A 15,794-nucleotide genomic window follows, 5' to 3' on the forward strand; every position below is an offset into this window, starting at 1 on the left:
GTATGGCGATTTCAGCTTATGTCGGTATTCCAAGAAGCGGTAAATCTTACGAAGTAGTTTGTAACGTTATTATTCCGGCTTTTATGAAAGGTCGCCGGATTGTGACGAATATCTACGGCATTTCAGCAGAAAAAATCAGGGTTTATTGTCTTGATAAAAAGAAAGCCGATGAATATCAATTAGGTGAGATTATCTGCGTTGATAATGAACAGGTTAAAAAGGCTGATTTTTTTCCATTTAAAACAGAAACGGGTATCGCAGAAGACACCTTTTGTCAGGCAGGTGATTTAATTTGCATTGATGAAGCGTGGCGAATTTGGGAAAACGACAAGATACCGCAACAACATCGCTCATTTATTGCCGAACATGGTCATTTTGTTAATATAGAAGGTGTTACCTGTGATTTAGTGGTATTAAATCAGTCGGTGGCTAATTTACCGCGTTTTATCAAAGACCGGATTGAGACGACGTATAAAATGACCAAATTGGTGGCGTTAGGGTTACGTCATCGCTATCGGGTCGATGTTTATTCAGGGATTAAACTGTTTAAAAATAATCGCACTTCATCTTATCAGTGCAGTTATGACAAGGTGATTTTTCCACTTTATCATTCTTATGAAGGGGGGCAAGGACAAGAGCAGGTGGTGGATAAGCGCCAGAGTATTTTTAATCAATCTAAATTCTGGTTATTAACATTAGGACTGTTGTTGCTGGTCATAGCCTCCGTTTATTTTCTTTATCAATTTTTTGGTGGTAACGGGATAACGCCCAAAAATCGGCCTGTCTCTGAATCAGTTGATAAATCAGTGACTACCCAAAAATCACATCAAAATCCGTCGCCACAAAATTTATCCACTTAATGGCGTATTGCGGGCAAAATTAGTCAGCGTGGTCAGGCGTGGGTGGTGTTACTTAATCAGCAGGGGCAGATTCGACTTGAGCCATTATCGCAGTTTCGTTTTTATGGTTTGCGGATGACGGGCAACATTGACGGTGAGGTTGTCACAACCTATTCGGGAGGCATGAAATGAAAAGGGCATGGATAGGGGTGTTGTTAACGGTAAGTCCCTTGTTAATGGCTAAAGGCGTGATGATGGAACTGGATAACGTGCCTTTACCGCAAGCGTTGAATGTGCTTTATCGACAGGTTTTTGAACGTCCGTTTATGTTATCGCCAGAATTAATCAATGACCCTCGTAAAGTGACTTTTCGTATTACGCCAGAAATTGATGAACGGGCTTTTATTAAGCGTTATTTGAATAATTTACAGATTGCCATTCATGAACGTAATGGGATTGATTATTTAGTTTTTTTTACGCCAAAAACACCCACAGTAATCAGGGAAACCTATGTTTATCAGCCCCGTTATCGCTCAGTATCGTATTTATCGGATTTATTACGCAGCCAGTTTGATGGTAATTTTAATTCGTCTCGTAGTGGTATTTCAGTGGGGCAAATCGCACCAGAAAAAGCCGTGGCGGGGACGGCTTCGGATTTTCTGAACCGGACAGGGGATGTACTGGTTTATTATGGTACTAAAGCCGATATTGCCCGATTAAAAATATTGTTACCTAAAATCGATACTGTAACGGATGAAGTGGTGGTTTCTGCCTATGTCTTTGAGGTACAAACCGCTGAGCGTAATGGGTCAGGCTTGGCATTGGCTGCCAAATTGGTTTCCGGTAAATTTAATGTTGGTATCGGTAAAGAGGCAGGATTTGATAATTTTGTTCGCTTTAATTTAGGTTCATTAGATGCGTTATATGAATTGTTCCGTACTGATAGCCGTTTTCATGTGGTGAGTTCACCTAGATTAAGAGTGAAGAATGGGGCGCAGGCATCATTTTCTGTCGGCTCAGATGTGCCTGTATTAGGTAAGGTAAGTTATGCTGATAATAAGCCTGTCCAGTCGATAGAATATCGCTCTAGTGGGGTAATTTTAAATGTACGTCCGCAAATCCGGCAACAGGGTGTTGATTTAACCATTGACCAGCAATTATCAAATTTTGCTAAAACTGAAACGGGTGTCAATAACAGTCCAACGTTGATTAAACGCCAGGTCAATACGCAAGTGAGCGTTGCCGATGGTGATATTATTTTGTTAGGCGGTTTGGCTGAAAATAAAGTAACCGAAGCGGATACCGGATTTTCGTTTTTGCCGAAGGGCTGGTTTACCAGTGCTTCGACAGAAAATAATAAAACCGATATTTTAGTGATTTTACAGGTGAAGAAGGTTCAACGATGAAGGCAGGCAGCGTACCACAGCGTTAGCGAGGAACGCTGCCTTGCATGAAGAGGCAAACCGACGTAGCCGGTAAGAAAATAGAACGCCGGTTTTGTTGTATTACATGTTGTTTGTTAAGCGTTAAGTTATTTTTTTGGCGCTGTATAGCCAGACTCCATATCTGACTACACAGCTATCACATAAACCTTATAAGGAGGTCTATATGACTGTGTTCGATCCTACTCAATATCCAGAGTTACGCAATCTTTTTCCTGAATTAACGCCAGTGCAGTTTGAAACGGCACTGTTATTTGCTTTTGGTATTCCACAAAAAGAAATCTCAGTGTTGCGTTCAGTGGCGTATAAAGTGGTGAGACAGACGATAACAGAAGCCAGAATGAAATTTGAGCCAGCGTCATTGACGGGATTATTAACGGTATTTCATGTTCGTTTAGTGTTATTTGCTTTGTATGATAGCCAACAACGCATTCGTAAGACATAAAAAAGCGGATTAGTCTAGGTGCGTTAAATGCACCTAGGGTATTTTATTCGATGAGATAATATCGATTTGGTATTAGGTCATAACTTCTAAAATTAATCGTAAATACCGCCACTTCTGATTTTGAGTCGCATCACACCATATCAGGGAAACCCGCTACTTTTATGGCGGGCTTTTTTTATGTTTTAAAATGTCCGTCAGGACATGTAAGGCGGCAGATTGAAATCGCAAAGATAACCGACTGCAAAACCGCCGAAGCCAGGGGGGGACTTATCGGGTAGCAAGGAACCCCCGCGTTAGCGTTCCTGCCAAGCCATCTTTTTACGATAAATAAAGCGACTCAGCAGTTTGAGGGTCGAAGACAAGCGAATCGTTTAGCGACAGATTGATTTTTTTATTTGCTTTTGTTTATTGTTTAATTTCATGCTAACTCAATAAAATTAATATTCCGTAAAATGCCATTAAGGTTCGCACAATATTTACTCAATAAAATTAATATTCCGTAAAATGCCATTAAGGTTCGCACAATGGTATTTCTGTTAAACCTTATGATGCCGCAGGCGGGATCATAAGAGGATTACAACATTTAAGAGCGGGTGATATTTTTATTTACGAATTATCTATCCAATCCAAACCAGATGATGATACAACTCAAGTACCTGCTGATTATTGCCAATCGGTCTGGGATATCACTAAAGCGGCCACCGATGCCGGTATTATTATTATTGCTGCGGCAGGTAATGGCAGTGAAAATCTGGATGATGATTATTATGCACAATATCGCGATCGCGGTGATAACGGCGCTATTCGGGTTGGTGCTGGCTCTAAAAATCAAATATGTCGTTCATTTTCAACTTATGGCAAAACGATGATCCATGTCCAGGCCTGGGGTGATAGTGTCGTAACAACCGGCTTTGGTACTTTATACGATGGTGGTCCTAATAATAATTATGCTAGTAACTTTGATGGCACCTCAGCCGCTACCCCAATTGTAGCTTCAGCAGCAATTGGCATTCAATCATGGTATAAACAACAGACTGGCCAGGTTCTCACACCACGTGAAATGCGAAGTCTGTTGATAGAGACCGGCACACCACAACGACCTGGTTTTATCAATAACCATATTGGACCGCTGCCAAATGTTCGTAATGCAATTAATACATTACAACGACGTTTACAACAACAAAAAGCATAACCTAATGGATAACTTGCTAAGATATAATATGACTTACCTTTCAGGCTAACTTATGGGGCTAGAGTATTTTTTAGCATGCGCATATCCTCCCTTAAGGAGGATATCCATGTTTAAATGTGAAAAAATTAAAAGTTATTGATTAATATTTAAGTTAAGCTGTCAATTTAGCGCAACGAAAATAATTAGAATGATGGCTGATTAACTTTGAAAACAATAAATAAAATATCAGCATAAATATTTGTTCAAGTAAAAATCACTGTAGTTAAAAATATTGTTTTCAGCATCTTTTTATTTCTTAGAGTGAATATAAAAATGCCGTCATTAAAAATATATTAAATAATCTTAATAAAGTGCCTAAAATTACTATAAAAATAAATTATAGTGATGTGATTTATCACACCTTAATATATTTATCAACAAGACTAAGAGGATACCTTTCTTCAACTAGATAAATTTAAAGCATTTTGAAGAATAACTTCAACACTATTTTCTACCGAATAACACAGCTTATTAGTTTTCCCTTTTCTATGAGCTATCTTTCCAGATCACAAACCCAGTTTTTTCATTCTATAATACATTTCCCCTTCAAGCCTTTTTTTAATTAAACTGAATCAACATATTCATGGCATTAAATTACATTATTTATACATTTATTTTGTAATAATTAAAAATAAATGTATGAATTATTATATTTTTACATATGAAAATTTAATACAATTAAATTACATACTAATTTATAGTTAAAAATAAAATATTAAAAAATACATATATTATTTTCAGATATTATACCAAGGGGAAATTGGTTATGCCTAAAATTGTTTCTGTATCCCATTATCCAGCTACTATCTTAAAAGATGATGCAGCTAAAAAAACTAGCACTGATGATATGTTAGCGAAACTATATCCCGACTTAACCATGCAATTTGCCAACCCATCATCAATGAGAGTTAAACATGATAAACTAGCAACAAATAGTGACCGATTACATGCATCTGCAAAAATAAAGTCTTTGTTCATATCTGGTGCCGGTAGACATGATCCTGATAGAGCCATAAATCAGCAGCAACAAATAAGATGCGAACATGCTCTATCACATATCATGGAATCTGCCTACAACAAGAGCCCGACATTTAGACGGTTATTTAATTATGGTTATGACAATATTCTGCATGATGGTGGTTGGGTATTAGCCGCAGATGAAGATTTTGGCACGACTATCACATCCGAACAGATAGCAGCGACTAATGGTAGAAAAATTATTTCATTAAATATGGATCCTATTGATGAGCCAGATTCTTATAATACTTACCAAACAGAAAACGGCAGTCATACCCCTTTTAGTTTAGCTCGTTCATTTATGCATGAAGTCGTGCACGCTTTAACAATGCTTCCCGATAAAGATGGTGAACATGAAAGAGGACCTGTTGTCGAATATACAAATATCATACTTAAAGAAATGGGTGATAACCAACCAGCAAGATTTAAATATGAATTAGACGATAATTATCATGATATAAACCAAGGAAATACACCTTTCACAATAGAAACATTTGAATTACCAATTTTAACATACACACCAAAATAAGTAGAATAAAAAAACATTAATACAAGCTAAATACCTCACTTGTCCAAGCCTGAAGCTTTGCAATATCTATACCCTACATTGATATCAACTGTTCTAAACCGGACAAAATATACTGTTATCATTCAGCTTTTCAATAACAGCAACCCAGCATTTTTGCCTATCACTTGATCATAAATTTTATTCAAGAGAGGAACTGATCTGCTGGGTATTGATGTTTACTATTACAAATCAAACCACAATCTAGCTATTATTTTTTACCATAACCTTGTGGATTCTGACATTGCCAACGCCATCCATCAGCAGCCATCTGTTGAATTGAGCGAGTGGCTTTCCATCCCAAATCACGTTCAGCTTTAGCAGAACTTGACCAACATTCAGCAATATCACCTGGTCGGCGAGGACTAATTTCATAGGCGATTTTTTTACCACAAGCTTCTTCAAATGCTTTCAGCATCTCTAATACACTTGTCCCATTACCTGTGCCTAAATTATAAATGTGTAAACCAGGCTTAAAACCAACTGATTTAAGTGCCGCAATATGCCCATCAGCGAGATCCATGACATGAATATAATCACGCACTCCTGTGCCATCTGGGGTAGGATAATCATCACCAAAAATCATCAATTTCTGCTGCCGACCAATGGCTACCTGAGTGATATAAGGCGTCAAATTATTAGGTATACCTTGCGGATCTTCCCCCATCGTGCCGGATGGATGTGCCCCAACCGGATTAAAATAACGAAGCAGGGTAACCGACCAACTATTATCAGCATACTGGAGATCCGATAAACAGCGCTCTACCATAAATTTACTGCTACCGTATGGATTAGTGGTATTGCCAATCGGAAACTCTTCGGTGATAGGCACCGTTGCCGGATCACCATAAACGGTGGCAGAAGAGCTAAAAATAACATTTTTTATACCAGCCCGATGCATACTACGCGCTAATACCAGCGCGCCATTGACATTATTATCATAATATTCAAGAGGCTTAGTAACTGATTCACCAACCGCTTTTAAGCCAGCAAAATGAATAACGGCTTTAATAGTATGGTTGGAAAAAATAGTGTCTAATAATTTTTCATCACGTACATCTCCATGATAAAAAACCGGACGACAACCCGTTAATGTTTCTATTCGCGCCAATACTTCACTACTGGCATTACACAAATTATCTAAAATAACAGGCTGCATACCCGCTGCCAACATCTGAACGCATGTGTGACTACCAATATAGCCCATACCACCTGTTACTAATATTTCCACATTAACCTCTTTTCCAACCTTAATTAAATTAGGATATTGCCTGGATGAGCAAATAAGCCATGAACATAATATTATGCTATGTAACAATGATATATCGATAAACATCATATTTTAGCTAACTAATATATCACGCCATTCAATAATATAATCTTTGATAAAGAAAATTAGCGATAATATTTATTATTATGAAACTAATAAGCTTAGTTGCGGAAATAATATTTATCGGATTGTTATTTATTATCAATCAGGAAATGAGCTATTGCATTTCAACCGGATCGACATGGATCATGACATTTAAGATAGTGGGATTTTCAAGTAATTTTTTTCGTGCTGAAACAGCAATTAGATGGCCTTGTTCTACCGTTAAAAGGCCATTAACCTCAAGATGAACATCAACTAGTAAATAATCACCAGATTTACGGGTCTTAAGATCATGAATATCAATCACGCCGTCCATTGCCAACAGCTGTTTACGAATAGTCGCTAGGGTCTGTTCATCAGCTCCCTTATCCATCAAATCGTTAAACGCTTGGTAAGTAAACTTATACCCCATTTTAATAACTAGAACACCAACAATTAAGGCCGCAATAGGATCAAAGATCTTAAAACCACATAAACTAGCAATGATACCAATGGCAACTACTAAAGATGAAGCTGCGTCTGAACGTGCATGCCATGCATTAGCAACTAACATACTTGAATTAACCTTATTTGCCACAAAAAGCATATAACGAAACAGACCTTCTTTAATAATAAGTGATAATAGCGCAGCAACCAGAGCAATAATATGCACATCGGGAATTTCAGCTGGATTTAGCATTTTTTCAATCGCTTTCCATATCATGCCCCCGCCAACCACTAACAAAATTGTTCCCAGTACTAAAGATGCTCCATTTTCATAGCGAAAATGGCCATAAGGGTGATCGGCATCCGGTTGTTTATGACTATGTTTATTCGCAATCAACACCACAAAATCTGCCAATAAATCTGATAATGAGTGAAGACCATCAGCAATCAAACCTTGGGAATGTGCCAAAAAGCCGATAATAATTTGCCATAAAGAGAGAAAAAAGTTGACAATGATACTAATGATCGTGCTCTTTTTGGCAGCTTTAAATTTTATTTGCTGCTCATCGGAAACAAAAAGTGTGTGTTTTTCTTCGCGGTGTTTAGTCTGTGTCATAATCAAATTCTGAAGTTAATTATTTTTAGTAAAATAAGGAAAAGATGATAGTAAACCTTAAAAACAATATTGTTATTATTAATGCTAATTTTATTCAAAAACAAATATTAATTTACCTTCCTATAATATGACATAAAAAATTATATTTGTCTTGATTTTTCATTTTCATAATCATTTACTTTAATAAAATACAATTGATAATTATTTACTTATTTATTTCTACCACTATCTATAATGAAATAGAAATAATATTTATTTTCAATTAGGATAATTGATTAAAATAACACGCTTATTTTAAATATTTTTTATATTAAGTTAATTATTCCAAATAACGAGCAAATAAAAATATCACGACATCATTTTTTACTATTGCTACAATATAATTAGATAATAATATGATGCGAGGGTATCATGTATAATAAGATCTTAGTTCCTATTGATATTGTTGAAGATGAATTGAATCAAAAAGTGATTAAGCATGTTGAAACACTGGTCTCATTTAACCAACCTAGCAAACCAGAAATCCACTTCCTATCTGTGCTGCCCAATTTAGAAATATTTTTTGGTATTGAAATTGCGGCGCTACCAGAGAGCCAACAAGATTCTGAAGAGCGCAGCCGAGTTGCACTCGAACTACTTAAGGAAATCATTAAGAAAGTAAACATTCCTAAAGGGCAAATTACTTGTAAAATAGGCATTGGCCCGACAAAAGAGGAAATTTTAAGCTATGCATCAGATATTGACGCCGATTTAATTCTTATTGGTTCTCATAGCCCCAATTCTACCAGTTACCTGCTAGGATCAACCGCAGCTAGCATTGTTCGTCATGCAAAAATGACTGTTTTAGTCGCTCGCTAAAATAAACCAAGCACACAACTAGCCATCTCACAGGAGATGGCTTATTGGTTAAATTAAACCGTTATTTAATCTTCGCACTGTTAAGTTCTTCTGGTGCTGACCACACGTGATATTTAACTACCATATCGTTTGGAACATATACCACTATCGGTAATTTACTATTATAGCGAACGATATTATTGCCTTCCCCGAGATGAGTGGTAACAAACTTCTTGGATTGCTTTTTATCTGGGCAAGCCATTAAGGTTGCTGCAGGACCGGATACTTTTTTTAATTCATAAAAGTCATAGCCCCAACCTTTAAGTTCTTTTTTCTCAAAATCCCCGCCAAACCAATGCTGGTTACAATCAACCAGCATTGATTTACCAATAACCAGTTCTACCATAAAATTATTTTCATTCGGTTTTTTGTCTAGCTGAATAACATAGCGGAGCATCCCTTTTGCTGCAGCCGGGTATGGTGCGATTTTGGACAGATTATCATTTGCCATCGCATAAGATGTCGTTAGGAGCATCGCCAGTAATGGAAAGGTATATTTATTCATTGCCACATCCTACTTTATAAATAGTGATAAAAGTGATATTAACTATAACTGATAACAATAATTTTTATGCTTAGCTAATTCAAACATCTTTTTAGTATAACTGTCGTGTCAAAAAGTAAAAAATCGTAAAGAGTAAAACAACCAATTAATTTGTAAATATTATTAAAAATCAAATGATTATATATAACATTTAACAATGTAAATTATTGTGTTCGCTGTTATTAAATTTTAATTATTGTTATACTTAAATTGACCCTCAATAATTTTGCCGGAGGTTATATGTTATTGTCCGATCATGAGTTATTTTCTCACCTAAAACGTTTTCATCCACGCTTCCAATCACTATTTGAAAAACACCACCAACTGGATAAACAGATCACTGAATTAGAAGGCCCAAATGGCGCAGGCTATAATGATAACGTCATCAAATTAAAAAAAGAAAAGCTTCATATAAAAGATGAAATGCAGCGTATTATTCACCAACAAATTAGGCTTAAATAACGCCACCTCGCCTGCTGCAATAGCAGGCGAATTAACTCTAACGAAATAGTTTAGCTGTCAATTAGTGCTATTTTTTAACCACTGCTGCTGATTGAGCCGATAAAGAATATGTTCCTGTAAGGGATGAGCCGATGGTAACGCCGGATGTAAAAAATTATGCGCATCTTTTTCCATGGTTAATTTTTTCATCAAATTTTCAGAGGGACGATTAATTTTAGCGGTAAAAGAGACAATTTCCGGCATTTCTTGCTGCAAAAAAGCAAAATCTAATACGCTACGAGCAGCTTCATAAGCCAATCCTTGCCGCCAAAATGGCTTAGCTAATCGCCAGCCAATTTCAGTACAAGGCATAAAAGGTAGATCATATGCGGGAATATTGAGTCCGACAAATCCAATAAATTGCTTCTGTGCACGCAACTCTACCGCCCACAATCCCCAACCTTGCTGTTGGATAAATTTCTGTCTAATACTTTCAATGAAAGTATCACTTTGTTTTTTTGAAAGTAAGTGTGGGAAATAACGCATAACATCAGGATCACTATTAAGACGATAAAAAGGAAGCCGATCAGCTTCTCGCCATTCCCTTAAAATTAAACGAGGAGTCTTTAGGATAATAACCATGCATTACCAATTGAAAAAGATTTCACTATCAATATAACACCGCATTCTATCACGTTAGCAAAAATGCTCATTTACTTTTGGGTATCTCTTCAATAGCTTCTAATTTTATTACTTTTTCCGATTGATGCTCAATTTTCTCAGATTGGCCTATGAATATACCACCACGCTTAATTGACATATGGCTGACTCGACTGATCCCTCGCAATTCACCATGTTCCAGGATATCCAGGTTATTTCCCAAGCATGCTCCATCAACCAAACCTGTAATGGTCAACAAATTCTGTAGAAGATCTAAGCGGCATTCTTTAGTTCATGATATTTTTGATGTGGCGTTAAATAACCAATTGTTGAATGGCGTCGATAATAATTATAAAACTGAATGTAATTTTCAACTTCATAGACAACAGATTGATGATTCATAAACGATAAATGGTTAAGCTTTTCTGTCTTTAAACTCCTAAAAAATCTTTCCATCACGGCATTATCGAGGCAATTACCTCGCCGACTCATGCTTTGAGTTATTTTCCGTTCAAAGAGGTGCGCCCTAAACTCCTCCGATGAATATTGGCAACCTTGATCTGAATGGAACATCAAACTTGTCGTATCCGGTAATTGCCGTTCAATGGCGTTATCTAAGGCTTCTTTCACTAATTTCGTATCCGGTTTTGTTGATAAGGCATAACCAATAACTTCTTTGGTGGCTAAATCTAACACGCAAGCTAAATAGCTCCACCCATAGTGATATCTAATATACGTGATATCACCGACATAATAGTGATTATGCTGTTGAGGGGAAAATTGTCGTTTAAGCAAATTAGGGGCATATCGATGTTCGTTACCCGATGAGGGATAGTAATGCTTTTTCGTTGGTCTAATTGCAACTAATTGATTTAATTTCATGATGTTTGATATTTTATAAGTGCCAATCTGGCACCCTAAACCCTTTAACTCAGCTTGGATACGTCTTTTGCCATAAGTTTGGCCCGATGTATAAAAAATACGTTTGATTTCGCCACACAGCCTTTCATTTTCAACTGTCGGTATTTTCGTTTCATAATAAAAACTACTACTGCTTACTTCAAAAAGATGGCATAACTCAGTGACCGTAAAATTGGGGTACATAATTTTCATTTGCTTCACGATTTTGAGTTTTGATTGTCGAGGATGAAGTAAGCCGCGGCTTTTTTAATATGTCATTATCCCTCTGAGCACGCTTAAGTTTTGCTTCTAATTCTTGTATGCGCTGTTGCTCGGGCGTTAACGCTTTTGATTTTACAGGCGTATTCCCATTCAACTCGGCAAGATATTGTTGCTTCCAGCGCGATACGGCAGATTTACCCGCACCGGATATTTTTTCAACTTGGATATTGCTATATCCACCTTCAACCATGAGTTTTGCATATTCCAGTTTTTGCTTTGCGCTAAAGGTCACTTTTACTTTTCGTGGCATGTTTATACCTATAAGATTTTGCTTAATTATAAGCTATAAATCTCTACAGTTTTATTAGACCACTACAAAATACACCCTGTAACCTTTGCCTTGATGGATTTTTAATTCTGAACATCCATCACCTATCGGTTCAACATCCCCATAGTTACCTTCTTTCATCCGTTCAATCCGTGTTAAAATTTTTGCTTTGGCTATTTTATCTTTTAATCCTTTTAGCCATCTTTTAACTTCTTCGGTTTGCCTGATTTCAATCATTGCACTATCTCCCTTAGATGCTGTTAACTATAGTTAACAACACTTAGTTTGTCAACTTTGGTTATCATATTATTGATAATAAAAAGGGGCGGTATTTTGCCACTTTGAGGGATCTAAAGCTCAACTGTAGGAAACCGTATGCAAATTATAATTTTTGAACAGAAGGATATCTTCTATAGCCAAGATGGAATAACTAGAAATAGCTACAATGAAAGTTTTACCGTTACTGATAATGGCCAAATTCTTGGTTTCCAGGCGTCAATGTCTGGATTTAGTGACATTCGAAGAGAATCTTTACTCACGAACCAGGGAATGGCTGACTATCTATGGGATATGTTTTTTACCCCGATTAAACAGCGTGCTAGGTAAATACTATTCGAATAGTGAAATTTAATTTTCAGATGTCGATTTGAGTAGCCACCAAGTGGCTACTCTAACACCTATTTTTCAGTCACGTCCATTTCAACTATTCTATATTATTTTTTTAAATTATTTTTATCTGTCTAAAAATTTATAGTTTAGAACACCTTTTGGCCAAAAAAATCACTTTAGATATTATAAAATTATTAGTGTGGCTAATTTTCAATATACTAAAAACAACCTTGCTTGTAAAAAAACAAGGTTTACTTTTGCTTATAAATAGATATAAAAGCACCACTTGGGTGCTTTAACCCATAATGCAGTTTTTGTTTAGTTCTTTAACGATATATCTAAAATATTCCTTGATTTTGGCAATACTTTTTAGTTTCTGACGGATAGTATTTTTTCATTGTGCTAAGTCCAATCAAAGTAGCGCTGACATAATGGTTACTGTCTAGTGTTCACTATAGTCTTTTATTTCGCATATTTATTTAAACGCGACAGTCAATACTGATTATATCTGCAAATTAGCATAAACATTCGGCTGAATTCCTTATCTCAACCAGAGCAGTACTATGTAATTGGTTGTTTTTTATCATTTAAAATAAAATTATTTATTATTCACTTTTGGATTACTACATATTACATTTTGATTAACATCAAAGTAATTAATGAAATGGTCATTATTTAAACATTAAAGCTTATATTCATTATTTTTAATAATTTTGTGTTGTATTATAATTACATAAATTATTGTCGAATTTGTTGTTTTCCCTGGTGTTGGCCAGCTTAAATGCTGGCTTTTTTTAGTTTTAAGAAAAAGTGATGTCTAAATTAATTGCAGTATTGTCATCGGGTTATGGGCATAATATTTCAGTGCTAAGGTGAAAGAATAATTAGCTTATAGATTTATATCGAGTGAACTGTGTCAACGGATTTAGTTAATTAATAAAAGAAATAGACAATCAAATAGCATTAATCTATTGATAAATATTATCAATAATAGCTTCAAGGCAAGAGTGGTAGTATTTAAACGATATTAATAAGATGGATGTTGTTGACACTTAGTTGCTAAATAAATTTTTCACTATCGGTCATTTTTTTGACAAAACATTAATTTGATAGAGCTAAATACCACCTTAAAGGTGGCAATAAGAACAAACCATATGCTTAATCATATTTTCGCTGTTTGTTTTTTAATCTATTTGTTTTATTTTACTGAGACTTTCGGCTAGCATGCCGGGATCAGCAATCTTTGAGATTAGCGCAAGATAATCAATCCCCCATTTTTCAGCATATACTGCACCATTAAAATCTTGTTCATAGATTAGTTGTTCGTTAGTAATACTATTCCATAAATATCCGGCAAACCAGGTACAGTTGTTAATTGGGGTATAGACGCCATTAGCAGGATTTTTTACCGCCATCCTCATTAATTTGGCCATTAGATAACTTTTTCTATTTAAACTGGCAATAATAGTTTACTCTAATTTATCAGGACAATGGTCTGGATTTGTTAAGCGTATGCAACGCTGAATATAAAATTTACGTTCAGGGCTATCATTAATATCTTCTGAGTCTGCGTTCTTAACAAATCCAAGATCTCCATGATACGCGTAGCTGGTATAATCTCCTTTTTTATCACTATTAAAAAATAATTATCCATGCGTGGCCTAAATCTCCACTACTAAAAATTGTCACTAATGCTTCTATGACCACTTTGGCGCGTTTTTCTTTTTCATCAATAGGGTATTGTTTGCCGCTGCGTCTAATATTTTTATGACTTCATCTAAATTTGTTCGTTCTGCTGTGCGATTTGTGCGTATGCATAATTGCGGGTAGCCAATGGTCGGATCGCCAATTGGTGCATATTTGTCTGGTGTTAAATTCATAATAGAAATAACTAAAAAGGATTTATTTAATAAATCCTCTTATTAAGATAAATATATCTATTGCTGTTTAATTTTTTATATATGCAAATATTTAATATAAATAATGATGTGAAATCTATTTGCTAGATATATTTAACAGAGAGAATGATACATGTATAATAAAAATAATTTAAAAACTTATATTCTATTTTTTATTTACTGGTTTACTAAATTAAATTTATCAGGTTTTTTGCATAAGTTCATCAATTGTAACTAATAGAGAACAACATAATTTTTTCTTTCAATATATATTGTTTCAAGGTTAAATAATTAAATTTATTGTTACTTAGGTTATTTTAACTATAGATTTTGATGAAACAAAACTTTTCATTCAATTTTGTTTGCTGTTTTTATTAACATGATTATGATAAATCTAAATTTTATAATTATGATACAAATTGTAATTAATGAAAATATTAAAAATAACTACGTGTTTTGTAACTATTTTTTAGCTAGCTAAATTGTAAATCAGAAAGATTTTAATCAGTCTATTAATTAAAAAATATTTGCCGGCCTCTGAGTGATTGGATTTTTGCAACATATTGATTAGAAAGTTAAAATTTTAATCTGGTTGCTTATTATAGTGTTAATAAATTATTCTAAATCTTTTTTAAGCAAGTCAGCAGGTAGTTTTTTAATATCACCATTTTTTAATATAAAGAGTAAATTACCTTGCCAAAATTCAGCAATAAATACATTTTTTTCTTGGATTTTTATTTTTTTCATTTTTTTTAATAACCAATCTTTATCTTTTTCAATTTCAATAAGGCCCGCTTTTCTTATTTCACCATCTTTCATTAAGATCACTGATGGCATTTTTGCTCCCTCGCAAACAGCGGTCATCTGTCCATCTGGTTCAATTTGCGCATAAACAACTTCTTGAAAAGAATGTATTCCTTTTGATCTCAGCTGTGAGGAGATTTTTAAAATATCTATTTTATTTTTGTTTTGCAGAATATTTTCCATTAAAAATTTGCCGTGTTTAATAATTGGAATTGGGTCACCAATGGTGACAGAACGAATACAGTGGATATGCTTGCTAATAAAATTCAATAAGGAAACCAATGAAACACCGATAAGTAAAACAATAATATATTGATATAGTGGAATAGAATCTGTGTAAATGACCCCACCAATTATGCCTCCTAGAACAAAATTGCCTATAAAATCAATCGGCGTCATTTGCGATAGTTGTGTTTTTCCTGAAAGGTTTAAATGGGTAATAACAATGACAAATCCAATGATAAATTTGATAAGAACCCATCCATAATAAGCCATCTTCCCCCCTTAAAGGTTAACTGAATGTAAAATATTATTATTT

At 34.9% G+C, this 15,794-nt stretch carries 17 protein-coding genes and 1 pseudogene; 8 read left to right on the forward strand and 10 right to left on the reverse strand.

All coding sequences use genetic code 11. The annotated features are described in order from the left end of the window. The first annotated feature begins 2 nt into the window (after positions 1-2). From WH390_RS04150 to WH390_RS04170, 5 genes and pseudogenes are all read left to right on the forward strand, one after another. A pseudogene (locus WH390_RS04150) lies at positions 3-1,031 on the forward strand (zonular occludens toxin family protein). After that, positions 1,028-2,245, forward strand: coding sequence for a type II secretion system protein GspD (locus WH390_RS04155; protein ID WP_032116492.1), 1,218 nt, complete (start codon positions 1,028-1,030; stop codon positions 2,243-2,245). The pseudogene WH390_RS04150 and the gene WH390_RS04155 overlap by 4 nt, the downstream one beginning before the upstream one ends. A 202-nt stretch (positions 2,246-2,447) precedes the next feature. After that, complete coding sequence (locus WH390_RS04160; protein WP_032116493.1) at positions 2,448-2,726, forward strand: hypothetical protein; 279 nt, start codon at positions 2,448-2,450, stop codon at positions 2,724-2,726. 619 nt (positions 2,727-3,345) lie between these two features. Next, on the forward strand, positions 3,346-3,918 hold the full coding sequence (locus tag WH390_RS04165) for a S8 family serine peptidase (RefSeq protein WP_238565715.1): 573 nt from the start codon (positions 3,346-3,348) through the stop codon (positions 3,916-3,918). 805 nt (positions 3,919-4,723) lie between these two features. Continuing rightward, positions 4,724-5,503 carry a PipA/GogA/GtgA family type III secretion system effector gene (locus WH390_RS04170; protein WP_052044967.1) on the forward strand — a complete coding sequence of 260 codons (780 nt, stop codon included), beginning with the start codon at positions 4,724-4,726 and terminating at the stop codon, positions 5,501-5,503. Between the two features lie 247 nt (positions 5,504-5,750). Here the strand turns inward: WH390_RS04170 and galE are convergent, their stop codons facing one another. Together galE and WH390_RS04180 are read right to left on the reverse strand one after the other, a co-directional pair. Further along, positions 5,751-6,770, reverse strand: a complete 1,020-nt coding sequence (gene galE, locus WH390_RS04175) for a UDP-glucose 4-epimerase GalE (RefSeq protein WP_032116494.1) — start codon at positions 6,768-6,770, stop codon at positions 5,751-5,753. A 256-nt stretch (positions 6,771-7,026) separates the two neighbouring features. Next, positions 7,027-7,953: a cation diffusion facilitator family transporter gene (locus WH390_RS04180; protein ID WP_052044969.1), complete on the reverse strand. Its 927-nt coding sequence runs from the start codon at positions 7,951-7,953 to the stop codon at positions 7,027-7,029. 411 nt (positions 7,954-8,364) lie between these two features. Between WH390_RS04180 and WH390_RS04185 the strand changes: the two genes are divergently transcribed. Beyond that, positions 8,365-8,811 (forward strand): universal stress protein, encoded by a 447-nt coding sequence (locus WH390_RS04185; RefSeq protein ID WP_032116495.1) that lies wholly within the window; start codon positions 8,365-8,367, stop codon positions 8,809-8,811. 61 nt (positions 8,812-8,872) lie between these two features. On the opposite strand, the gene eco is transcribed toward WH390_RS04185, so the two are convergent. Further along, the gene (eco, locus tag WH390_RS04190) at positions 8,873-9,355 is read right to left on the reverse strand and encodes a serine protease inhibitor ecotin (RefSeq protein WP_032116496.1); all 483 of its coding nucleotides are present in this window, start codon (positions 9,353-9,355) and stop codon (positions 8,873-8,875) included. A gap of 279 nt (positions 9,356-9,634) precedes the next feature. Here eco and WH390_RS04195 point away from each other — a divergent pair, with 279 nt between their 5' ends. After that, positions 9,635-9,856 carry a DUF465 domain-containing protein gene (locus WH390_RS04195; RefSeq protein ID WP_032116497.1) on the forward strand — a complete coding sequence of 74 codons (222 nt, stop codon included), beginning with the start codon at positions 9,635-9,637 and terminating at the stop codon, positions 9,854-9,856. 57 nt (positions 9,857-9,913) lie between these two features. Here the strand turns inward: WH390_RS04195 and WH390_RS04200 are convergent, their stop codons facing one another. The 4 genes from WH390_RS04200 to WH390_RS04215 form a co-directional block, all read right to left on the reverse strand. Beyond that, positions 9,914-10,477: a GNAT family N-acetyltransferase gene (locus tag WH390_RS04200; RefSeq protein ID WP_032116498.1), complete on the reverse strand. Its 564-nt coding sequence runs from the start codon at positions 10,475-10,477 to the stop codon at positions 9,914-9,916. Positions 10,478-10,544: 67 nt separating this feature from the next. Beyond that, on the reverse strand, positions 10,545-10,718 hold the full coding sequence (locus tag WH390_RS04205; protein ID WP_238565711.1) for a hypothetical protein: 174 nt from the start codon (positions 10,716-10,718) through the stop codon (positions 10,545-10,547). Positions 10,719-10,768: 50 nt separating this feature from the next. Continuing rightward, a protein-coding gene (locus tag WH390_RS04210; protein ID WP_395971238.1) for an IS3 family transposase occupies positions 10,769-11,927 on the reverse strand; the annotation gives its coding sequence in 2 pieces (ribosomal slippage) (positions 10,769-11,654 and positions 11,653-11,927; 1,161 coding nt in all). A gap of 54 nt (positions 11,928-11,981) precedes the next feature. After that, the gene (locus tag WH390_RS04215) at positions 11,982-12,182 is read right to left on the reverse strand and encodes a type II toxin-antitoxin system RelE/ParE family toxin (protein WP_406850688.1); all 201 of its coding nucleotides are present in this window, start codon (positions 12,180-12,182) and stop codon (positions 11,982-11,984) included. Between the two features lie 138 nt (positions 12,183-12,320). Here WH390_RS04215 and WH390_RS04220 point away from each other — a divergent pair, with 138 nt between their 5' ends. Next, positions 12,321-12,551, forward strand: a complete 231-nt coding sequence (locus WH390_RS04220) for a hypothetical protein (RefSeq protein ID WP_032116500.1) — start codon at positions 12,321-12,323, stop codon at positions 12,549-12,551. A 1,187-nt stretch (positions 12,552-13,738) separates the two neighbouring features. Here the strand turns inward: WH390_RS04220 and WH390_RS04225 are convergent. The 3 genes from WH390_RS04225 to WH390_RS04235 form a co-directional block, all read right to left on the reverse strand. Next, positions 13,739-13,987, reverse strand: coding sequence for a hypothetical protein (locus WH390_RS04225; protein WP_238565713.1), 249 nt, complete (start codon positions 13,985-13,987; stop codon positions 13,739-13,741). A 264-nt stretch (positions 13,988-14,251) separates the two neighbouring features. Further along, a complete protein-coding gene (locus WH390_RS04230; protein WP_238565714.1) occupies positions 14,252-14,434 on the reverse strand; it encodes a hypothetical protein in 183 nt (60 codons plus the stop codon). 633 nt (positions 14,435-15,067) lie between these two features. Further along, positions 15,068-15,751 carry a DUF421 domain-containing protein gene (locus tag WH390_RS04235; protein ID WP_032116501.1) on the reverse strand — a complete coding sequence of 228 codons (684 nt, stop codon included), beginning with the start codon at positions 15,749-15,751 and terminating at the stop codon, positions 15,068-15,070. Between the last annotated feature and the right edge of the window lie 43 nt (positions 15,752-15,794).

Source organism: Candidatus Arsenophonus nilaparvatae, assembly GCF_045346035.1.
GTDB classification, from domain to species: domain Bacteria; phylum Pseudomonadota; class Gammaproteobacteria; order Enterobacterales; family Enterobacteriaceae; genus Arsenophonus; species Arsenophonus nilaparvatae.

Coding starts and splice junctions, on each gene's coding strand:
- WH390_RS04180 (WP_052044969.1), bottom strand. CDS start 7,953: ATGACACAGACTAAACACCGCGAAGAAAAACACACACTTTTTGTTTCC.
- WH390_RS04235 (WP_032116501.1), bottom strand. CDS start 15,751: ATGGCTTATTATGGATGGGTTCTTATCAAATTTATCATTGGATTTGTC.
- eco (WP_032116496.1), bottom strand. CDS start 9,355: ATGAATAAATATACCTTTCCATTACTGGCGATGCTCCTAACGACATCT.
- WH390_RS04195 (WP_032116497.1), top strand. CDS start 9,635: ATGTTATTGTCCGATCATGAGTTATTTTCTCACCTAAAACGTTTTCAT.
- WH390_RS04155 (WP_032116492.1), top strand. CDS start 1,028: ATGAAAAGGGCATGGATAGGGGTGTTGTTAACGGTAAGTCCCTTGTTA.
- WH390_RS04185 (WP_032116495.1), top strand. CDS start 8,365: ATGTATAATAAGATCTTAGTTCCTATTGATATTGTTGAAGATGAATTG.
- WH390_RS04200 (WP_032116498.1), bottom strand. CDS start 10,477: ATGGTTATTATCCTAAAGACTCCTCGTTTAATTTTAAGGGAATGGCGA.
- WH390_RS04225 (WP_238565713.1), bottom strand. CDS start 13,987: ATGGCCAAATTAATGAGGATGGCGGTAAAAAATCCTGCTAATGGCGTC.
- WH390_RS04160 (WP_032116493.1), top strand. CDS start 2,448: ATGACTGTGTTCGATCCTACTCAATATCCAGAGTTACGCAATCTTTTT.
- WH390_RS04220 (WP_032116500.1), top strand. CDS start 12,321: ATGCAAATTATAATTTTTGAACAGAAGGATATCTTCTATAGCCAAGAT.
- WH390_RS04215 (WP_406850688.1), bottom strand. CDS start 12,182: ATGATTGAAATCAGGCAAACCGAAGAAGTTAAAAGATGGCTAAAAGGA.
- WH390_RS04230 (WP_238565714.1), bottom strand. CDS start 14,434: ATGAATTTAACACCAGACAAATATGCACCAATTGGCGATCCGACCATT.
- WH390_RS04170 (WP_052044967.1), top strand. CDS start 4,724: ATGCCTAAAATTGTTTCTGTATCCCATTATCCAGCTACTATCTTAAAA.